The following is an 18,754-nucleotide window of genomic DNA, read 5'->3' on the forward strand; positions in this document are numbered from 1 at the left end:
ACGCCGCCCGTTCAAGACGCGGGGCGCCTTGCGCGCCCCGTCGATTGGTGAAAAACGTAACTCAGATCGCTTTCAGCGTGCCCTTCGGCAGGGTGGCCGCGATGGCGCCCTTCTGGAACTTCAGTTCGACCGAGTCGGACACTTCCAGAACCACGAAGTCATCGCTGACCTTGACGATCTTGCCGGCGATGCCGCCGTTGGTGACGACTTCGTCACCCTTTTGCAGGCTACCCAGCAGGTTTTTCTGCTCTTTGGCACGTTTGGCCTGTGGACGCCAGATCATCAGGTAGAAGATGACCAGGAAACCGACCAGGAAGATCCATTCGAAACCGGTACCGGCCGGGCCGGCAGCAGCGGCAGGGGCTGCGGCGTCCGCGTAAGCGGCAGGGATCAGAAAGCTCATTTAGCACTCCAGTTTGCAGAAGTTGTATTTGTCGGATGACAGAACATCAATCCAAAGGCGGTACGGGAAGTCCGCGTTTGGCGTAAAAGGCGTCGACAAAGGCGGCCAATGTACCCTGTTGAATAGCCTCGCGCAAACCAGCCATCAAGCGCTGGTAATGACGCAAGTTATGGATTGTATTCAACATGGCGCCGAGCATTTCCCCGCATTTATCCAGGTGGTGCAGATAGGCACGGGAGAAGTTCTGGCAGGTGTAGCAGTCGCAGGTCGGATCCAGGGGCGAATCATCGTGACGATGGAACGCGTTGCGGATTTTCAGCACGCCGGTATCGATAAACAGATGACCATTCCTCGCGTTACGAGTCGGCATCACGCAATCGAACATGTCGACACCGCGGCGCACACCCTCCACAAGATCCTCTGGCTTGCCAACACCCATAAGGTAACGAGGTTTGTCAGCCGGCATCTGGCCGGGCAGGTAGTCCAGCACCTTGATCATCTCGTGCTTGGGCTCGCCCACCGACAGGCCGCCGATGGCCAGGCCGTCGAAGCCGATCTTGTCCAGGCCTTCCAGGGACCGCATGCGCAGGTCCTGGTGCATGCCGCCCTGGACGATGCCGAACAGCGCCGCGGTGTTGTCGCCGTGGGCGTTCTTCGAGCGCTGGGCCCAGCGCAGCGACAGCTCCATGGACACGCGCGCCACGTCCTCGTCGGCCGGGTACGGGGTGCATTCGTCGAAGATCATCACCACGTCGGAGCCCAGGTCGCGCTGGACCTGCATCGACTCTTCCGGGCCCATGAACACTTTCGAGCCGTCTACCGGGGAGGCGAAGGTCACGCCCTCCTCCTTGATCTTGCGCATGGCGCCCAGGCTGAACACCTGGAAACCACCCGAGTCGGTGAGGATCGGGCCTTTCCACTGCATGAAATCGTGCAGGTCGCCGTGGGCCTTGATCACCTCGGTGCCCGGGCGCAGCCACAGGTGGAAGGTGTTGCCGAGGATCATCTCGGCGCCGATGGCCTCGATGTCCCGTGGCAGCATGCCCTTGACCGTGCCATAGGTGCCCACCGGCATGAAGGCCGGGGTTTCCACGGTGCCACGGGGGAAGGTCAGGCGGCCGCGACGGGCCTTGCCGTCGGTGGCCAGCAACTCGAAGGACATACGACAGGTGCGACTCATGCTTGATCCTCGGGGCCGCGTGGCGCCGGATTGCGGGTGATGAACATGGCATCACCGTAACTGAAGAAGCGGTACCCGTTGTCCACGGCGGCGGCGTAGGCGGCCATGGTTTCCGGGTAACCGGCGAAGGCCGAAACCAGCATCAGCAGCGTGGACTCGGGCAGGTGGAAGTTGGTGACCAGGGCATCGACCACATGGAACGGCCGGCCCGGGAAGATGAAGATATCGGTGTCGCCGCTGAACGGCTTGAGCACCCCATCCCGCGCCGCGCTTTCCAGGGAGCGCACGCTGGTGGTGCCCACGGCGACCACGCGACCACCGCGGGCCCGGCAGGCGGCCACGGCGTCCACCACATCCTGGCCGACTTCCAGCCATTCCTTGTGCATGTGGTGGTCTTCGATGCGCTCGACGCGCACCGGCTGGAAGGTGCCGGCGCCGACGTGCAGGGTGACGAAGGCGGTGTCGACGCCCTTCTCGGCGATCTTCGCCAGCAGGTCCTCGTCGAAGTGCAGACCCGCAGTGGGTGCCGCCACGGCACCGGCGCGCTCGGCGTAGACCGTCTGGTAACGCTCGCGGTCAGCGCCCTCATCGGGGCGGTCTATATAAGGAGGCAGCGGCATGTGGCCGACGCGGTCCAGCAGCGGCAGCACGTCCTCGGCGAAGCGCAGTTCGAACAGGGTCTCGTGGCGCGCCACCATTTCCGCTTCGCCGCCGCCGTCGATGAGGATCTGCGTGCCTGGCTTGGGCGCCTTGCTGGCGCGCACGTGGGCGAGGACGCGATGGCTGTCCAGCACGCGTTCGACGAGGATTTCCAGCTTGCCGCCGGAGGCTTTCTGGCCGAACAGGCGGGCCGGGATGACCCGGGTGTTGTTGAACACCATCAGGTCGCCGGGGCGCAGGTATTCCAGCAGATCACCGAAATGCCGGTGCGCCAGGGCGCCGCTCGGGCCATCGAGGACCAGCAGCCGGCTCGCCCGGCGTTCGGCCAGGGGATGGCGGGCGATCAGGGAATCGGGGAGTTCGAAGGAAAAATCGGCGACGCGCATGGCAATGGGTACGGGTTCGACAGGGCCGGGAAGTTTAGCCGAAAGCGGAAAAATTGACCATGAAAGCTGATTGACCAACGGTAGGGGCCTCTTTATACTGCGCCGCCACAAGCCCTGATGGCGGAATTGGTAGACGCGGCGGATTCAAAATCCGTTTTCGAAAGGAGTGGGAGTTCGAGTCTCCCTCGGGGCACCAAGATCCAGAAAAAGCCGACTTTTTAGTCGGCTTTTTTGTGCCTGGGATTTGGGACTGAATTGAAATCATCCAAGCGACGCATATCGGTGTAGGAGCGGATTCATCCGCGATCGGCGGCGAAGCCGTCGTAAAACCTGAGTCCCGGCTCGACCTGACACCCAGAGATCTCCACCAAGCCCTCCCCGTCATACCCTCCCTACCAGTCCTCACCTGCATGCCCCTGTCCTTGTGGAAGTCCACCCAACCCTGTGGGCTTCTCTGCCTCACAGAGAACATAGGTCGAGAGCTCGACGCGGACCTTGTGGGAGCGGGTTCACCCGCGATTGCGTCGGTGAATTCACTACCGAATCGCGGGTAAAACCGCTCCCAGGTCCCCGCCAAATCATTGAGTTAAGCGTTGCTTGCGAAGCACCGCAAAGCGGCACCCGGCTTCCCACCAATCCAAAACAAATACCAGCAATGTGCTAGCATCGCCCCATACCCGGAAGGACCCGAATCAATCACTCAGTAAAGGAATACCCCCATGAAAGACTTCGTCATCAGCGTCAACAACACTGTCCTCTACATCTCTCTCGGCGTCATCTGGCTGTTCTCCATCGTCGCGCTCTTCACCAGCGGGTTCCTGCCAGCGCTCGGGATTTTCGTGGCTGGCACGCTGACGTGGTGCATCGTTTCCGGGTTCTGGTTTGTTCAATCGGCTACTTATGAAGAGCTGCGTAAGCTGAACGCTGGCAAGAACTGATTTACGACCCAGAGGAATCAGCGTCGTCCCATTCCTTCGCTGAACTCGACCTCGTTCCCACGAACATAGTGTTTACGACAAGGATCTATGCCAATGGCTGCAAGAAGCGTTGAAGTCCATTTTGAGAACTACCTGGACACTTCCCTGACAATCACCCCGGAATCTCAGGTCCTCGACCACGGAATCTGGACCACCATGCCGCCGCTGAAAATCCCGAAGGCGGACAGGGGCGTACCTGGCAAGGGCGAATGGCAAAGCGAATCCGACGGGCTGGCTACCGGTACGGAGGGACACTGCATCTACGCGTTCTACGATGCGGCTGTCGAAGAAATCTTCTACATCAGGATCCATTGGAACGACCCGTTTGTCGGAACCAACACCTACGATATCCATACAAACAGCGATGCGATCAATGTTTCCTATCGTGGAGGCGCGGGTGATAACTCCAGTGTGACGTTCAAGATCGCCAAAAAGTAAGGCTGCAGACACGCCTACCCAACTGGGAAAAGCCGCCGGCACTCGCTGAGCGGCTTTGTTATTTCCAATCGATCTGCTGACGGTTGCGATAGAGCTTCACGGCCCCGACCGATACTGGGAATATCTTGAAGAGGTCACTTTCTGAGTAGCATTATTGAAATGCTCCAATCAACTTGTCGCCTGGCGCAGGCAGTCAGAATTTCCTTGGCACGCAGCGCGAGCTTTAAATACGAATAGTGTGGCGCGCGTTTAGGCAGAATCTATGGACGACAGAATCAAGAAAATTGACTCACCCGAGAAGTGTGAGATTTTTGCAAAGAACGCGACTGAGAAGGGACGCCAAGACTTGGCTAATGAAGCGATCCTTCGTGCCACAGAGCTCCGAGCAGAATCATACGGCGCCTCTACTCAAGCGGAGAAGGAAGCGCTGCAAGCCATCTACGCATATGAGGAAACCTTACGTGCCAAGAACGGAAAGAAAACTCGCGCTACTCGCACATGGCAGATGATTGAGAGGCACGGGATTGTCGAGTCTGTCAATCGAGCAGTGTGTCGTCCGATAGAAACCCAAGGGTACAAAGCACTGCTCGAGATGGGTCTAGGAGATTTCGCGTTTGAAGCGGTCATTCTCAGATACCCGACAGTATTTTCTACAGAGGCGGTTCGGATTTCTAAAGAACGGCTTTCAGGTTGGGAACGGACCTGAGCACCGGTTTAAAGCAATCGCCGTAATCAGGTCCAGACAAAAAGCTCAGCATCTCGACTTGTGACCATCTTCCGAGTTGGATCCTACGGCGGAATGCTTTCGATATGCGGGAACCTGTCGCATACAGCTACGAAACTTCCCCCATTTCCGGCTTTCTTGTAGGCAATTTCCCAAGCATACTCCCCAACCCCGCCTGGCGGTTGCGTCCTGTGGAAACGCTGCCTAATCTCCGTCGGTCGTTGCCAAATCAACGACCGGATTAGCAGTCCGAACACACCGGTTCGCACCAGCTCCTGTTATGGCGGCTGTACGTGTGGGCACCCTGTGGTGCGCCGGGTTTCTCCTGTGTCTCGGTCTGCTAACCCTCGTACAGTCGCCACCCTTCGTTTAGCGGCGAAATGTGGCGACGCCGATTCACCACAGGAGAACCACTATGAATAAAATCGTCCCCGATCCACCCCCGATCCTTTGTGTCGGACCCAACCTTTCTCACCATGAAGCCATCGGTCACTCAGAAAGCTACCTCGCCGACGCGATCGCGGTGCTGAAACTCTTGCCTTCCCAACCCACCACCATCGACCAGATCCGTCTCGCCGATGCGATTCGCTTTCTGCGCGTCAGCAAAGCGATGCTCACGCTAGCCCAGGCGAAAACCACGATGACCGTTCCGATCTGAGGCGAGCCCCACTGCGGGCATGGTCCGCAGTGGGGCTCTGTGGCTTCCGGATCTCAAGGGTGTCAGGGAAATTAGGGATTCAGGTTTTACGACGGCTTCGCCGCCGATCGCGGGTGAACCCGCTCCCACACCGATCGCGCCGCTCACTCGATCGTGATTCATTCCGCAAAACCAACTACATCAACTCGTCACATCACGAATTGATTTGATAATCGTTATCAATTAACGTGCCGCCATCCAAACCGAGGACTGCACGCGATGCATGACGATCTGAGTCAGGTCTACGCCGAGCACAACAGCTGGCTCAAGCAGTGGCTTTACCGCCGCCTCGGTTGCTCTGCCCAGGCGGCAGATCTGGCACAGGACACCTTTCTGCGCATCCTCCAGGCCCAGCAAAAGGCCGGTGCCCGCCTCAGCCTCGAGAAACCCCGCGCCTACCTCGCCACCGTCAGCCGCCGCCTGGTCTACGACCATTTCCGCCGCCAGTCCCTGGAACGCGCCTATCTGGAAATGCTCGCGCAACTGCCCGAGGTCTTCGCGCTCTCGGAGGAAGATCACTACTGCCTGCGGGAAACCCTGCAGCAACTGGACGCCCTCCTCGACACCTTCAAACCCGTCGTGCGCTCGGTCTTCCTGCTGGTGCAACTGGAGGGCCTGACCTACGTGCAGGTCGCCCAGCGCCTGGGAATCGGCGAACGCACCGTGAAGCGCCACATGGCCAACGCCCTCGAAGCCTGCATCCTCTGTGACGACGATTTCTGATGTCCGCCGAACCCGCCCGCATCGCCCCCGAAGTCGCCCGGCAAGCCGCCCGCTGGCACATGCTGATGCTCGACCCAGGCACCAGCCCCACCCAGCGCGAGGCCTGCGCCCGCTGGCGTGCGGCCGCGCCGGAGCACGAACGCGCGTGGCAGAAGGCGCAACGGGTACAAGCCCGCCTCGGCCTGCTGCCGCCGCAACTGGCCATGGGCACGCTGAACCGCGAACGCCGCCAGGTGATGAAGCAACTGCTGGTGCTGGCCCTTGTCGCGCCCGCCGGTTACGTGGGCTATCGCCAGGTATCACCGGCCGGGGACTACCGCACCGCCACCGGTGAACGCCAGCGCCTGGAGCTGGCAGACGGCACCGTGCTGCAACTCAACACCCAGACCACAGTGGACGTGGACTTCGACGACCACCAGCGCCTGATCACCCTGCGCCGCGGCGAAATCCTCGTGGACAGCGGCCACGACCCACAGCATCGCCCACTGCGCGTAGTCAGCGAACAAGGCGTGATGGAAGCCCTGGGCACCCGCTTCCTGGTCCGCCAGCGCGACGGCCGCACGCAGTTGAGCGTGTTCGAAGGCGCAGTGCTGGTAACACCGACCAACCAGCGCGTCGACGCCGGCCAGCAAATCCTCTTCGACGGCCGCAATCCATCCAGCACCACCCCCGCCCGCGAACAGGACAGCCAGTGGACCCGCGGCCAGCTCATCGTCGAGGAAATGCCCCTGCGCGATTTCCTCGGCGAACTGGGCCGCTACCGCAGCGGCTGGCTGCGCTGCCAGGACGCGGTGGCGCCGCTGCTGATCAGCGGCACCTTCCAGCTCGGCAACACCGACGCGATCCTCGCCGCCCTGCCCGCCACGCTGCCGGTGCGGGTCGGCTACCGGACCCGCTACTGGGTCACCATCACGCCGCGTTAATGAGAATTGGCCCCTTTTCCGTCGTCGTCAGTCCTTGTCTGTGAAACTGCCAACACATAAGGACAATCCCTCGATGATTCGCGCCGCGTCACCCCATCCGCGCCAGCTGCTCGCCCTCAGCCTGCTGACCCTCGCCCTGCACGGCATCGCGCCGGCTGCCAACGCTGCCCCCGCGTCGGCCCCCCACAGCTACAGCATCGGTGCCGGCAGCCTGGCCCAGGTGCTGGCGCGCTTTGCCAGCGAAGGCGGGATCACCCTGCAATATTCGCCCGCGCTCACCCAGGGCCTGAGCAGTCCCGGCCTGTCGGGCAGCTATGGCATCGAGGACGGTTTCCACACTGTCCTCACCGGCAGCGGCCTGCGCGCGGTGCTGCGTGGCGATGGCGTGTACGGCCTGGAGCCCCTGCCCCTCGGTGGCTCGGCGCTGAACCTGGAACCCTTGAACATCGACGGCCGCTCGATCAGCGCCACCACCGAGAACTCCGGCAGCTACACCGCCAACGCGGCCACCATCGGCAAGTCCACCCACCGCCTCAAGGACATCCCGCAGTCGGTCACCGTGGTCACCCGGCAGATCATGGACGACCAGCGCCTCGACACTCTCGACGACGTGCTGGAGAAAACCACCGGCATCACCACCTTCCAGAGCCCGTCGGGCGGCAAGTACATCTACTCTCGCGGCTTCGAGGTGGAGACCATCCAGTACGACGGCGTGCCGCTGGACCGCCGCTACTACGCGATCGGCAGCAGCTTCACCTCCGACACCCTGCTCTACGACCGCGTCGAGGTACTGCGCGGCGCCAACGGCCTGCTGCAGGGCAGCGGCAACCCCGGCGCGGCGATCAACCTGGTGCGCAAGCGGCCGAAGGCCGAGCCGTCCCTGTCGGTCACCGCCAGCGCCGGCTCCTGGGACAGCTACCGGCAGACCCTCGACGCCAGCGGCCCGCTCACGCCCGACGGATCCCTGCGCGGACGCCTGGTGGCCGGGCATGAAGACCAGGACTACTTCTACGACACCGCCGAAAGCCGCAAGAACGTGCTCTACGGCATCCTCGAATACGACCTCGCCGACAGCACCACCGTGGCCGCCGGCGCCAGCGTCGAGGACCTGCATTCGACGCCGTTCTTCAGCGGCCTGCCGCGCAACAAGGACGGCAGCGCGGTCAACGCCGGACGCTCGACCTTCACCGGCGCCGACTGGAACAAGTGGGACAACAAGCAGGTGACCTACTTCGCCGACGTCACCCACGACTTCAACGACGACTGGCGCCTGAAGGCCTCCGGCAGCTATATCCGCGAGACCAACTACATCCTCTACAGCTTCGGCCGTGGCGCGGTGGACCCGGCCACAGGCGACGGCATGCGCTCGCGGGCCTATCTCTACGACTTCGAGAACGTGAACAAGGGCGCCGACATCAACCTCACCGGCAAGTGGCGCGCTTTCGATCTGGAACACGAAGTGGTGGTCGGCGCCAACGCCAGCGACCTCAAGACCGACGACCTGCAAGGCGGCCTGCTCAACCTCGGCGCCATCAACCTGTACGACCCGGTGTCGCCGCAGCGCCCGACCATGGAGCAGTTGCTGGGCACCACCTACGCCGGCACCTCCACCGGCAAGATCCGCCAGAACGGCCTCTACGGCGTGGTGCGCTACAAGCTCATCGAGCCACTGACCCTGGTGCTCGGCGGGCGCAGCAGCAACTACCAATACGACTACGAACTGCATCGCTTCAACACCGGCTCGCCGAAGCCCGCGCATTCGAAGCACACCGGCGAGTTCACGCCGTATGGCGGCCTGATCTATGCGCTGAACGATCAATGGTCGGTCTACGCCAGCTACGCCGATATCTTCAAGCCGCAGACCGAGCTGGACGTCAATAGCGCCGCGCTGGAGCCGATGGAAGGCGCCAACTACGAGCTCGGCCTGAAGGGTGAGTTGCTCGATGGTCGGGTCAACACCAGCTTCGCCCTGTTCCAGATCGACCAGGAAAACCGTGCGGTGTACAACAGCGGCGCGAACTGCGACGACTGCTACGTGGCAGGCGGCAAGGTACGTACCCAAGGCTTCGATGCCGAGGTCAGCGGCGAGGTGCTGGATGGCCTGCAACTGTTCGCCGGTTACACCTACACCCACACCGAGTACCGCAACGATCCGAACGATGACGTCTCGGCGGCCGGTGCCGCGTTCAACACCTACACCCCGCGGCACCTGCTGCGCTTCTGGGCGGACTACACCCTGCCGGGCGAGCTGGAGCAATGGAGTGTCGGCGCTGGCGCGAATATCCAGAGCCGCAACTACCACAGCAACTTCGGTGGCACCGATGGCGTCGGCGATATCGAGCAGGCGGGATATGCGGTGTGGAATGCGCGGGTGGCGTACAAGATCAACAAGAACTTCAGCGTCGCGCTGAATGGCAACAACCTGTTCGACAAGAAGTACTACTCGACGATCGGGTGGTTGTATGCGGCGAACCACTATGGGGATCCGCGCAACTATACGGTGACGTTGCGGGCGGATTTCTAAAGGATCCGACGTTGCGGCGATGGGGTTGCTGAGGGCCTCATCGCGGGCAACGCCCGCTCCCACGGGTTTCGGGGCCAGCCACAAGATCCGGGGCCGTGGAGAGTCAATGAATCATGCGTTGCGCGACAACCGCCCGATCAGCCCAAGCATCCCCGGCCGCTGCGCCAGCCACTCCCCACGGGTAATCCCCAGCAGCACCACATCCAGCCGCACGCCATCCTTGAGAATGTTCTCCCGCCGAACACCCTCGATCGCGAAGCCGAACTTCTGGTGCATCTTCACCACCGCCGCATTGCTCGCCAGCACTTCGCAGTTGAGCTTTTCCAACCCCACTTCATTGAACGCATGATCCAGCAACCAGAACTCCACCACGCTGCCCAGGCCTTTGCCCTGCAACGCCGGGTCCAGGTAAAACGCCCAATCGGCCGAGCGATGAGCCAGGTTGATGGCATTGAGCGAAACAATGCCCGCCACCGCAGCGTCGTGCATCACCACGAACACCCGCTGCCGCGCGTTGCCCACCAGGCTGGCCAGCCAGCGCGCATGCTCGTCCGGGGATATCTCGTGGTCGCTGTACATGAAGCGACGCACGTCCACATGGTTACGCAAGACGCGCACCTGATCGCGGATCGCCGGGTCGGCGTCGAGGATGTCGCGAAACTCCATAGGGGGTACCTGCTTGGGATCATTCCGGCGAGGAATACGCGTCGTGCAGCGCCGTCTGAAAAAGAATCCAGCCTATACAGTGAACCGCTGAATTACCATGGCCAGACTTCCCTCTCCACAGGAGCCTCTCATGCTTTTCCGTCACCCCACCCCACGGGACGCCGAGCGCTGCTACGACATCGAGATCGGTGCCTACGAAGGCGACGAGGCGGCCACGCTGGAGAAGATCCGCACCCGCATCGCGCAATACCCGGCCGGCTTCCTGATCCTGGAAGCTGACGGCCACATCGTCGGCTTCATCAACAGCGGCTGCGCCCATGACGTGGTGATGTCCGACGAGGCCTTCAAGGAGCTGGTCGGCCACGATCCGGCGGCGCCCAACGTGGTGATCATGTCGGTGGTGGTCGATCCGGCCCATCAGGGCAAGGGCTATGCAAAGCAGTTGATGAACGAGTTCATCCGCCAGATGAAGGCACTGGGCAAGACCAGCATCCACCTGATGTGCAAGGAGCAACACGTGGAGCTGTACCGCCGGATGGGCTATGCCTATGTCCGCCCCTCGCCGTCCGATTACGGCGGCATGGCGTGGCATGAGATGCTCATGCCACTCTGACGATCGACGCCCACCGGACACTGGATTTGCGAGATGAAAGAGACCGACACCGAACTCTCCCTGGCCACCCGCCTCACCCGCCTGGGCCGCGACCACGAGCTGCAGCAGGGCTTCGTCAACATGCCGGTTTACCGGGGTTCCACCGTGGTGTTCAAGACGCTGGCGGACCTGGAACAGGGCAATGCACGCTTCACCTACGGCACCCTCGGCACGCCTACCATCGAGGCGCTGGAAAACGCCTGGAGCGAAATTTCCGGGGCCGCCGGCACGGTGATTTCGCCCTCCGGCCTGGGCGCGCTGGCACTGGCCCTGCTGACAACCCTGAAGAGCGGCGACCACCTGCTGATGCCCGATTCGGTGTACCGCCCGACCCGTCGGCTGTGCACCAACCTGGTGGAAAAATTCGGCATCGAGATCAGCTACTACGACCCGCTGATCGGCGCCGGCATTGCCGGGCTGCTGCGCGACAACACGTCGACCATCTTCCTTGAATCGCCGGGCTCGCAGACCTTCGAGGTGCAGGACGTGCCGGCGATCACTGCGGTGGCCAAGGCCCGCGGGATCAAGACCATCCTCGACAACACCTGGGCCACGCCGCTGTTCTTCCGCGCTCACGAACATGGCTGCGACCTTTCGGTGGAGGCCGGGACCAAGTACCTGGGCGGGCATTCCGACTTGCTCATGGGGCTGGTCAGCGCCAATGCCGAAACCTGGCCGCAACTGCGCAAGACCTACGATGCGATGGCCATGCTGCCCGGCGCCGAGGACTGCTTCCTGGCCCTGCGCGGCCTGCGCACCATGCACCTGCGGGTGCAGGAAGCGCAGCGCCGCGGACTGGAAATGGCACAGTGGATGGCGCAGCAGCCGGAGGTGCTGACGGTGTTGCACCCGGCGTTCGAAAGCTGCCCGGGACACGCGTTCTGGAAGCGCGACTTCAAGGGCTCCACCGGACTGTTCTCGGTGATCCTCAAGCCCGGCTACGACAAGCGCCAGCTCGCCCACATGCTGGATAACCTGGGGATCTTCGGCATGGGTTATTCGTGGGGCGGCTTCGAAAGCCTGATCATTCCCTTCGACTGCCGCGACTACCGCACCGCGACCGTCTGGAACCCGGATGGCCTGGCGCTGCGCCTGCAGATCGGGCTGGAGGACATGGACGACCTGAAGCGCGACCTGCGCGCGGGGCTGGATCGGCTGGGGCAGTAGGTCCGCGTCGTGGTTTTGAATTCACACAGGAGTGCAGCGATGAAAATCATGGTGATCGGCGCCAGCAAAGGCTTGGGCAAGGCATTGATGGAGGGCCTGGGCGACCCCGGCGACACACTGATCGGCGTATCCCGCACCCGGCCGACAGATCTGGCGACACGCCCCGGCATCGACCAACTGTGGCTCGAAGCCGATCTCGGCAACCCGCGCCAGGCCGCCGACCTGCTGGCCCACTGCGCCAGCGAAAGCGGCCTGGACACCCTGGTCTACAACCTCGGCATCTGGGAAGACCGGGCCTTCGACGAGGCCTACGACTTCCTCGACGACCGCGACGAACAACTCCAGCGCATCGTCGACTGCAACGTCACCGCCCCGATCCTGCTGATCAAGCACCTGCTGCCGGTCCTGCTGCGCAGCGACCGCCCGCGCATCCTGCTCACCGGCTCCACCTCCGGCCTGCCGCAGAGTGGTCGTCCGGAAGTCACCTTCGGCGCCAGCAAGTTCGCCCTGCGCGGCATGGCCGATGCCCTGCGCGAGGGCTATCGCGACCGGCGCCTGGGCGTGACCTGCCTGAACCTGGGTTACCTGAACACCGAAGATGGCTTGAGCGTGCCCCGCGATGAAGCCGAACGCCGCGGCGACGGCGAGCTGATCCCGGTACATGACGTGGTGCAGGTGGTGCGGATGGCGCTGAGTCTGTCAGCCGCGAGCTTCGTCAAGGAAATCACCCTGCCGGCGATCCTCGACCCGCGCTTCTGACTCGCGCCTCTCGCGCAGCTGGCGCTTGATCACGTCCACCGGCGGCGCATACAGGAAGCCGAACGACACGCTGTTGCGCCGCCCCTTCACCGCGTGATGCATCAGGTGCGCCTGATACAAGCGGCGCAGGTAGGGATGGCGCGGTTTCGGCCGGGTCGGCCAGTGGCGGTGGACGATGCCGTCGTGGATCACCACGTAGAGAATGCCGAACGCCGCCACCCCGGCGCCGATCCACTGCAACGGATCGTGCCCGGCATTGCCCAGCACGATCAGGGTGATTGCCACCAGGGCGAGGATCACCAGGTACACATCGTTAGTCTCCAGCACGCCCAGGTGCGGCTCGTGATGCGAGCGATGGAGAAACCAGCCGGGACCGTGCATCACGTACTTGTGCGCAAGGAAGCCGACACCCTCCATGGCGACCAGGGTGCAGAGGAAGATGGCGAGGTGGATGAGCATGCGGTGCCGGTATCGGGAAAGTGTGCGCGTCAGAGTAGGGGAAGTGGCGGGGAGAATCCATGACGGGATTGTCATGGAGGACAGGCGGGGAAAAGTCGCTTGACCTCAACCTAAGTTGAGGTCCGAAACTCCCCCGCACTTTCGTCCTACGGAGTTTCGCCATGACCTCTGCTTTCCAGCTGTCCAACCCAGAAGGCCTCTACGACCCGAGTGGCAATGCCTATTCCCATGTCGCCGAGGTGAAGGTCGGGACCCGCCTGTTGTTCATTGCCGGGCAAGGGGGCGAGGACAGCAGTGGTGCCTTGTCGACGGATTTCTCCGAGCAGGCCCGGCAAGCGCTGGAGAATGTGCAGACGGCGCTGGCCTCCAAGGGTGCGGGGATCGGCGATGTGTTCAAGCTGACTTTGCTGATCGTCGATCACTCGGAACAGAAGCTGCGCCAGTGGGTGGCGGTGGCGGGTCGGGTGTGGGAAGGGAGGATGGCGCCGACCTGCACGCTGATTCCGGTGCCGCGGCTGGCGCTGGATGGGATGCAGATCGAGATCGAGGCCGTGGCGGTTGGGGCCTGACACTGGCTTCGATGCCTGACTTTCAGGGCCTCATCGCTGGCCTGCCAGCGATGAGGCCCTGAAAGTCACTGCACCTGCGGCCGCACCACCACTGTACAAGTAGTCCCCGCCGCCAGCAGGAAACCTTCCGGCACTTCATCGATATGAATCCGCACCGGCACCCGCTGGGCCAGCCGTACCCAGTTGAACGTCGGGTTCACGTCGGCAATCAGCTCGCGGCTCTCGGGGTTGTCGCGGTCATAGATCCCCCGCGAAATGCTCTCCACATGCCCGCGCAGCACCTCGCCGCTCATCATCTGCAGCTCGGCCTGGTCGCCCACCTTCACATGGGGCAGCTTGGTCTCCTCGAAGAAGCCATAGACCCAGAACGAATCCCGGTCGACCACCGCCATCTTCGGCTCGCCGGTACGCGCGTAGTCTCCGCGATGCACATTGAGGTTGGTCACGTAGCCATCCACCGTGGCCAGGATCTCGGTGCGCTTCAAGTCCAACTGCGCCGCCGCCAGTTGCGCCTGGGCCTGCTGGTAATCAGCCAGCGCCGAATTGGCGATATTGCTGGCGTCATCCCGGTTCTCCTTGGAGATCACCAGGTTGTCCATGTCCGCACGGCGGCTGGCATTGACCTTGCGCATTTCCCAGGTGGCCTTGCGCGAGGCCACCAGCGCCTCGGCCTGGCGTACAGCGACCTCGTAGTGTTCAGGGTCGATACGCATCAGCACGTCGCCCTTCTTCACCAGTTGGTTGTCCTTCACCGGCACGTCCACCACGTAGCCGGGCACGTCGGCGGCAACGTTGATGATGTCCGCACGCACCCGGCCGTCACGGGTCCAGGGCGTGGTCATGTAGTTGATCCACAGCTGCCGGCCGATCACCACGGCGGCGGCCAGCACGAGCAAGGTGGCGATCAGGCTGAAAAACTTCTTCATCGACGGGGTCTCAACGGTAGACGGTCAGCGCCATGGCGCCGAACAGGCAAAGGAACAGGCACAGGCGCAGCAAGGCCGGATGCCAGAAAAAGCGGTAGCCATCGATGCTCGCGATAAAGCGGTCCAGCCCCCAGGCAAGCCCCGCCGCGAACAGGAACATCAGGGTCACGGTGGGCATGTACAGACCATGGAAGGCGATTTCACGAAGCATGCGGCAGTCCTTGCACCGCGCCGAGTTCGGCCAGCGGCGATTGTGGGTCGAGCAGGGAAGTACGGATGAAGTGCAGGTAGCTCTGCACCCGGCGCAGCGCCGAGGTGTCGAAGTGGCGGGCAAAGGGTTCGTCGGTGGCCTGCACGCGGCTGATCGCATGTTCCACTGCCACCAGTGCGCGCTCGTGGTTGCTCGCCGACGGCTGCAGGAACAAGCGCGCCAGCGCCCGGCCCATGACCCGGATGGCCTGGCGCCACGGCTGCGATTCGGCGTAGGACGGGTGCACCGGCAGGATCGCCTGTTCCTTGCGCAGCTCGATGATGGCGTGACCGATCTCCAGCACCACGAACATCCAGCGCAGCAGGCGGCTCTGCACCTGCGGCTGGCCCACCGCCAGGCCGTAGGCCTGATGCAGCAGGTCGCGGGTGCGGCTTTCGAAGCCGGAGCCGAGTCCACGCAGGCGCCCGCTGATGGCGAACAGCACTTGCTCGCGCAGCTCCTGCTCCAGGCGGCTCCACAACCAGCGACTGTTGGGCGGCAGGATGATCGCGCCCGCTGCGGCACAGACCAGCATGCCCATGACCATGCCGATGTAGTCGTTGACGTAGGTGTAAGGGTTGTACACGGTCAGGTTGTTCGGCACCGAGCCGATGGCGAAGAACACCAGCAGGCCGATGCCGTACCCGGCGTAGGCCGGGCGCGAGGCGAGGAAGGCACCGAGCATCAGCACCGGCGCCAGCACCAGGCACAGCAGCGGGAAACCGTCGATCCAGGGGAAGACGAAAAAGGTCTCGAAGAAGCCGACGAAGGCGCCGAACAGGGTGCCGCAAGCCATCTGGAAGGACATGCGCTTGGGATTCGGCGACGCCGCCGACAAGCCCACGGTGACCGTGGCGATCAGGGTCATCATGCCGCCACTGGGCCAGTCGCTGAGCAGCCAGAAACTGCCGAGCAACAGCAGCACCGCCGCAGCGCGCACCCCGGCGGCGGCGGACACCAGCCAGCTGGTCTGCGCCACGTAGGGTTCGTCCCACTGCTCGCGCTCGTGGTTGTGCGCGGCCAGCGAAGCGTGGGTCTCGGCGTAGTTGTGCATGTCGTCGACGAAGCGGTAGAGCAGCTCGTAGGCGGTGTGGAAATCCAGCAGGTCGGACTCGCTCGGCCCGGTCTCCTCGTAGGCCGCACGCAAGGCGCGGACCTGCGCCGGCAGACCTTCCTTGTACACCGCCAGCTCCAGGGTCAGGCGCAGCGCGTCGGCATCGGTGAGGGCGCGGCCGACATAGGGGTCGAGCAGTTCGGCGAGGGTCTTGAGCCCCGGCTCGATGGCGCTGACGATCTGCAACGGCCCACGCAGGCGCAGGCGTTCGAGCAACTGGTGCAGGGCGTTGTAACGGGTGGTGATGGCCATGAACTCACTGTTCATGCGCATCAGGCGGCCGCTGCGCCGACGCATGTGCGGGTCTTCGAAGGTGGTGACGCTACGCAGGCTCTCCAGGCCCACCGCCTCGGCGATGAAGCGCACGTTGCTGGTCTCCAGGCGATCGCGCTGGCTGTCGCCGCGCAGGCCTTCCACCACCACCCCGGCGAACACGCCGAAGCGCTGGTAGAGCGCGTTGCGCATCGCCGCACTGGCCGACTGCGGCAGGATCGCGGCGCTGACCATGGTCGAGACGAAGATGCCCAGGCCGATCTCCAGCACCCGCCACACCGCAGCCATGAAGGCCTGCTGCGGCTGGTCGAGAATCGGCAGGCCGATCATCGCCGCCGTGTAGCCGGCCAGCACGAAGCCATAGGCGCGGAAGGTGCGATACCGCATCGCCCCCGCCGAACACAGGCCGACCCACAGCGCCAGGCTGGGCAGGAACAGCTCGGTGTTCTGCGGAAAGATGGCGATCAGCGCCACCATCATCGCCGAGCCTGCCAGGGTGCCGAGCACCCGGTAGAAGCTCTTGGCGAACACATGCCCGCTCTGCGGCTGCATGACGATGAACACGGTGATCATCGCCGTGCGCGGCTGCGGCAGTTCCAGGCGCATGGCCAGCCACAGGGTGACGAAGGCGGCCGTCAGCACCTTGAAGATGTAGACCCAGGTCACACCGTCGGTGCGCGCCCATTCGAGGAAACCGCGGCGCCACTCCAGGGAGGCGAGCCAGCGTAGCGGCAAGGCCAGTGCGTTCATTGGTCGTGGCCGGGTTTATCGAAGATCGCCAGGGTTTTCGGCGTCGGCGGCGCTACCTGCCGCTCAGCGTCAGGCACATCGGCGCCCGCACCCAGACCACCGCCCAGCGCCGTGACCAGCCCGGCATGGGCACTCAGGCGCGCGGCCTGGACCTGCTGCTCGATCATCTGCTGCTTGAACAACAGGGTCTGGGCGTTGAGCACGTTGAGGTAGTCGGTGAGGCCACGCTTGAAGGCGATCATGGCGATGTCATAGGTCTTCTGCGCCGAGGCCACGGATTCGGCGGCGAAGTGCGCCTGCTCCTTCATCGACTCGCGGCGGATCAACTGGTCGGAGATGCCCTTGAGCGCGTCGACCACGGTCTGGTTGTAACGCGCCACGGCGATGTCGTAGCCGGCCGAGGCGACGCCGAGCTGCGAGCGCAGGCGGCCGCCGTCGAAGATCGGCAGGCTGATGGCCGGGCCGACGTTGTAGTTGAACTTGCGACCCGTGAGGAATTCCAGCGGACCGCCGCCGGTGGCCATGAAGCCGAGGCTGCCGACCAGATCGACATTGGGGAAGAAGCCGGCATGGGCGACATCGATGCCACGGGCCTGTGCCGCCACCTGCCAGCGGCTGGCGACCACGTCCGGCCGCTGGCCGACCAGTTCGGCCGGCAACGCCGACGGCAGTTTCAGCGGCGCGCCGAGGGCCAGTTGCGGACGCTGCAGTTGCGCCCCCTCCCCCGGCCCCTTGCCGGCCAAGGCCGCCAGTTGGTTGCGCGCCAGGGCGATTTCCTCGTTGAGGGCATCGAGTTGGCGATGGGTTTCCGGCAGCGGCGTCTGCGCCTGGCTCACTTCAAAATGAGTGCCAATGCCACCGGCCAGGCGCCGTTCGGCCAAGGCCAGGATCTGTTCCTGCTGGGCCAGTTCGGCCTTGACCACATCGCGCTGAGCGAAGTGCAGCGAGAGCTGGATGTACACGCGGACCACATTGTTCTGCAGCTCCAGCTGCGCCTGGCGGGCCTGGGCCACGCTCATGTGGGCCATGTCCACGGCCTGCTCGCTGGCGTTTTCTTCGCGGCCCCAGAGGTCCAGGGCGTAGCGGAAGCCGAGCGCAGCGTTGTTGTCCCAGGTGTTGGCGCCAGACAGCGCGCCAGGGCCGTAGAACTGGTCTTCCGGCCAATTGTGGCGTTTGAGGGTGGCATCGCCGTTGACCTGGAGTTTTTCCGCCGACTCGATTACCCCGGCCATCGCCCTGGCTTCACGCACCCGCGCCGCGGCCATGGCCAGGCTAGGGCTGCCGGCGAGGGCCAGGGTCATCCAGCGGTCCAGCTGCGGATCGCCATAGGCGCGCCACCACTGCTGGTCGGGCCAGTGGGCGTCACGGGCGGCGTCTTGTATCGCCGCGTCGGTGGTCAGGGAATTGTCTTGCAGCGTCTTGCTTAGCGGGGCAATGCCCCAGGTTCCGATACAGCCGCTCAAGGTCAAGCTAAGGGCACAGACACTGAGCGCATTCAGCGCTCTGATGATGCGACGCGGCACAGCTGCGAATT

The 18,754-nt window shown here is 63.6% G+C and carries 20 protein-coding genes and 1 tRNA gene; 12 read left to right on the plus strand and 9 right to left on the minus strand.

The annotated features are described in order from the left end of the window. Positions 1-61 precede the first annotated feature (61 nt). From yajC to queA, 3 genes are read right to left on the minus strand one after another with little or no spacing between them, the layout of a single operon-like run. The gene (gene yajC / locus AC5QPF_RS26905) at positions 62-403 is read right to left on the minus strand and encodes a preprotein translocase subunit YajC (RefSeq protein WP_494960677.1); all 342 of its coding nucleotides are present in this window, start codon (positions 401-403) and stop codon (positions 62-64) included. Between the two features lie 46 nt (positions 404-449). Further along, on the minus strand, positions 450-1,565 hold the full coding sequence (tgt, locus tag AC5QPF_RS26910; RefSeq protein ID WP_178392087.1) for a tRNA guanosine(34) transglycosylase Tgt: 1,116 nt from the start codon (positions 1,563-1,565) through the stop codon (positions 450-452). Positions 1,566-1,579: 14 nt separating this feature from the next. Next, on the minus strand, positions 1,580-2,629 hold the full coding sequence (queA, locus tag AC5QPF_RS26915) for a tRNA preQ1(34) S-adenosylmethionine ribosyltransferase-isomerase QueA (protein ID WP_494960678.1): 1,050 nt from the start codon (positions 2,627-2,629) through the stop codon (positions 1,580-1,582). A 111-nt stretch (positions 2,630-2,740) separates the two neighbouring features. Between queA and AC5QPF_RS26920 the strand changes: the two genes are divergently transcribed. The 8 genes from AC5QPF_RS26920 (at position 2,741) to AC5QPF_RS26955 (ending at position 9,635) form a co-directional block, all read left to right on the plus strand. Next, positions 2,741-2,825: transfer RNA gene (locus AC5QPF_RS26920), tRNA-Leu, on the plus strand. A 523-nt stretch (positions 2,826-3,348) separates the two neighbouring features. Beyond that, a complete protein-coding gene (locus AC5QPF_RS26925) occupies positions 3,349-3,567 on the plus strand; it encodes a hypothetical protein (protein WP_494960679.1) in 219 nt (72 codons plus the stop codon). A gap of 93 nt (positions 3,568-3,660) precedes the next feature. Further along, positions 3,661-4,044, plus strand: coding sequence for an aegerolysin family protein (locus AC5QPF_RS26930; protein WP_494960680.1), 384 nt, complete (start codon positions 3,661-3,663; stop codon positions 4,042-4,044). Positions 4,045-4,306: 262 nt separating this feature from the next. Beyond that, positions 4,307-4,750, plus strand: coding sequence for a hypothetical protein (locus tag AC5QPF_RS26935; protein WP_494960681.1), 444 nt, complete (start codon positions 4,307-4,309; stop codon positions 4,748-4,750). Positions 4,751-5,183: 433 nt separating this feature from the next. Beyond that, positions 5,184-5,426, plus strand: coding sequence for a hypothetical protein (locus AC5QPF_RS26940; RefSeq protein WP_494960682.1), 243 nt, complete (start codon positions 5,184-5,186; stop codon positions 5,424-5,426). Between the two features lie 258 nt (positions 5,427-5,684). Then, entirely contained in the window at positions 5,685-6,188 is a 504-nt protein-coding gene (locus AC5QPF_RS26945) for a sigma-70 family RNA polymerase sigma factor (RefSeq protein ID WP_458978961.1), read from the plus strand. After that, positions 6,188-7,111, plus strand: coding sequence for a FecR domain-containing protein (locus AC5QPF_RS26950; protein ID WP_494960683.1), 924 nt, complete (start codon positions 6,188-6,190; stop codon positions 7,109-7,111). Before AC5QPF_RS26945 ends, AC5QPF_RS26950 begins: the two co-directional genes overlap by 1 nt. Positions 7,112-7,184: 73 nt before the next feature. Next, positions 7,185-9,635 carry a TonB-dependent siderophore receptor gene (locus tag AC5QPF_RS26955; protein ID WP_494960684.1) on the plus strand — a complete coding sequence of 817 codons (2,451 nt, stop codon included), beginning with the start codon at positions 7,185-7,187 and terminating at the stop codon, positions 9,633-9,635. Positions 9,636-9,746: 111 nt separating this feature from the next. On the opposite strand, the gene pseH is transcribed toward AC5QPF_RS26955, so the two are convergent. After that, on the minus strand, positions 9,747-10,301 hold the full coding sequence (gene pseH, locus AC5QPF_RS26960; protein ID WP_494960685.1) for a UDP-4-amino-4,6-dideoxy-N-acetyl-beta-L-altrosamine N-acetyltransferase: 555 nt from the start codon (positions 10,299-10,301) through the stop codon (positions 9,747-9,749). Between the two features lie 130 nt (positions 10,302-10,431). On the opposite strand from pseH, the gene AC5QPF_RS26965 reads away from it, so the two are divergent. The 3 genes from AC5QPF_RS26965 to AC5QPF_RS26975 are packed head-to-tail and all read left to right on the plus strand — an operon-like array spanning position 10,432 to position 12,879. After that, on the plus strand, positions 10,432-10,914 hold the full coding sequence (locus tag AC5QPF_RS26965; RefSeq protein ID WP_494960686.1) for a GNAT family N-acetyltransferase: 483 nt from the start codon (positions 10,432-10,434) through the stop codon (positions 10,912-10,914). A gap of 33 nt (positions 10,915-10,947) precedes the next feature. Further along, entirely contained in the window at positions 10,948-12,120 is a 1,173-nt protein-coding gene (gene metC, locus AC5QPF_RS26970; protein ID WP_494960687.1) for a cystathionine beta-lyase, read from the plus strand. Between the two features lie 39 nt (positions 12,121-12,159). Next, entirely contained in the window at positions 12,160-12,879 is a 720-nt protein-coding gene (locus AC5QPF_RS26975; RefSeq protein WP_494960688.1) for an SDR family NAD(P)-dependent oxidoreductase, read from the plus strand. On the opposite strand, the gene AC5QPF_RS26980 is transcribed toward AC5QPF_RS26975, so the two are convergent. Then, positions 12,820-13,338: a sterol desaturase family protein gene (locus AC5QPF_RS26980; RefSeq protein WP_494960689.1), complete on the minus strand. Its 519-nt coding sequence runs from the start codon at positions 13,336-13,338 to the stop codon at positions 12,820-12,822. The genes AC5QPF_RS26975 and AC5QPF_RS26980 overlap by 60 nt on opposite strands. A gap of 161 nt (positions 13,339-13,499) precedes the next feature. On the opposite strand from AC5QPF_RS26980, the gene AC5QPF_RS26985 reads away from it, so the two are divergent. Continuing rightward, the gene (locus AC5QPF_RS26985) at positions 13,500-13,907 is read left to right on the plus strand and encodes a Rid family hydrolase (RefSeq protein ID WP_494960690.1); all 408 of its coding nucleotides are present in this window, start codon (positions 13,500-13,502) and stop codon (positions 13,905-13,907) included. A gap of 65 nt (positions 13,908-13,972) precedes the next feature. On the opposite strand, the gene AC5QPF_RS26990 is transcribed toward AC5QPF_RS26985, so the two are convergent. Genes AC5QPF_RS26990 through AC5QPF_RS27005 form a run of 4 tightly spaced genes read right to left on the minus strand, consistent with a single transcriptional unit; the run spans position 13,973 to position 18,743 of the window. Then, positions 13,973-14,833 (minus strand): efflux RND transporter periplasmic adaptor subunit, encoded by an 861-nt coding sequence (locus tag AC5QPF_RS26990; protein WP_494960691.1) that lies wholly within the window; start codon positions 14,831-14,833, stop codon positions 13,973-13,975. Between the two features lie 10 nt (positions 14,834-14,843). Next, positions 14,844-15,044: a DUF1656 domain-containing protein gene (locus AC5QPF_RS26995; RefSeq protein WP_458978973.1), complete on the minus strand. Its 201-nt coding sequence runs from the start codon at positions 15,042-15,044 to the stop codon at positions 14,844-14,846. After that, positions 15,034-17,220, minus strand: a complete 2,187-nt coding sequence (locus tag AC5QPF_RS27000; RefSeq protein WP_494960692.1) for an FUSC family protein — start codon at positions 17,218-17,220, stop codon at positions 15,034-15,036. The genes AC5QPF_RS26995 and AC5QPF_RS27000 overlap by 11 nt, the downstream gene beginning before the upstream one ends. After that, a complete protein-coding gene (locus AC5QPF_RS27005) occupies positions 17,217-18,743 on the minus strand; it encodes an efflux transporter outer membrane subunit (protein WP_494960693.1) in 1,527 nt (508 codons plus the stop codon). The genes AC5QPF_RS27000 and AC5QPF_RS27005 overlap by 4 nt, the downstream gene beginning before the upstream one ends. Between the last annotated feature and the right edge of the window lie 11 nt (positions 18,744-18,754).

This window comes from Pseudomonas sp. Con_6 (genome assembly GCF_059379395.1).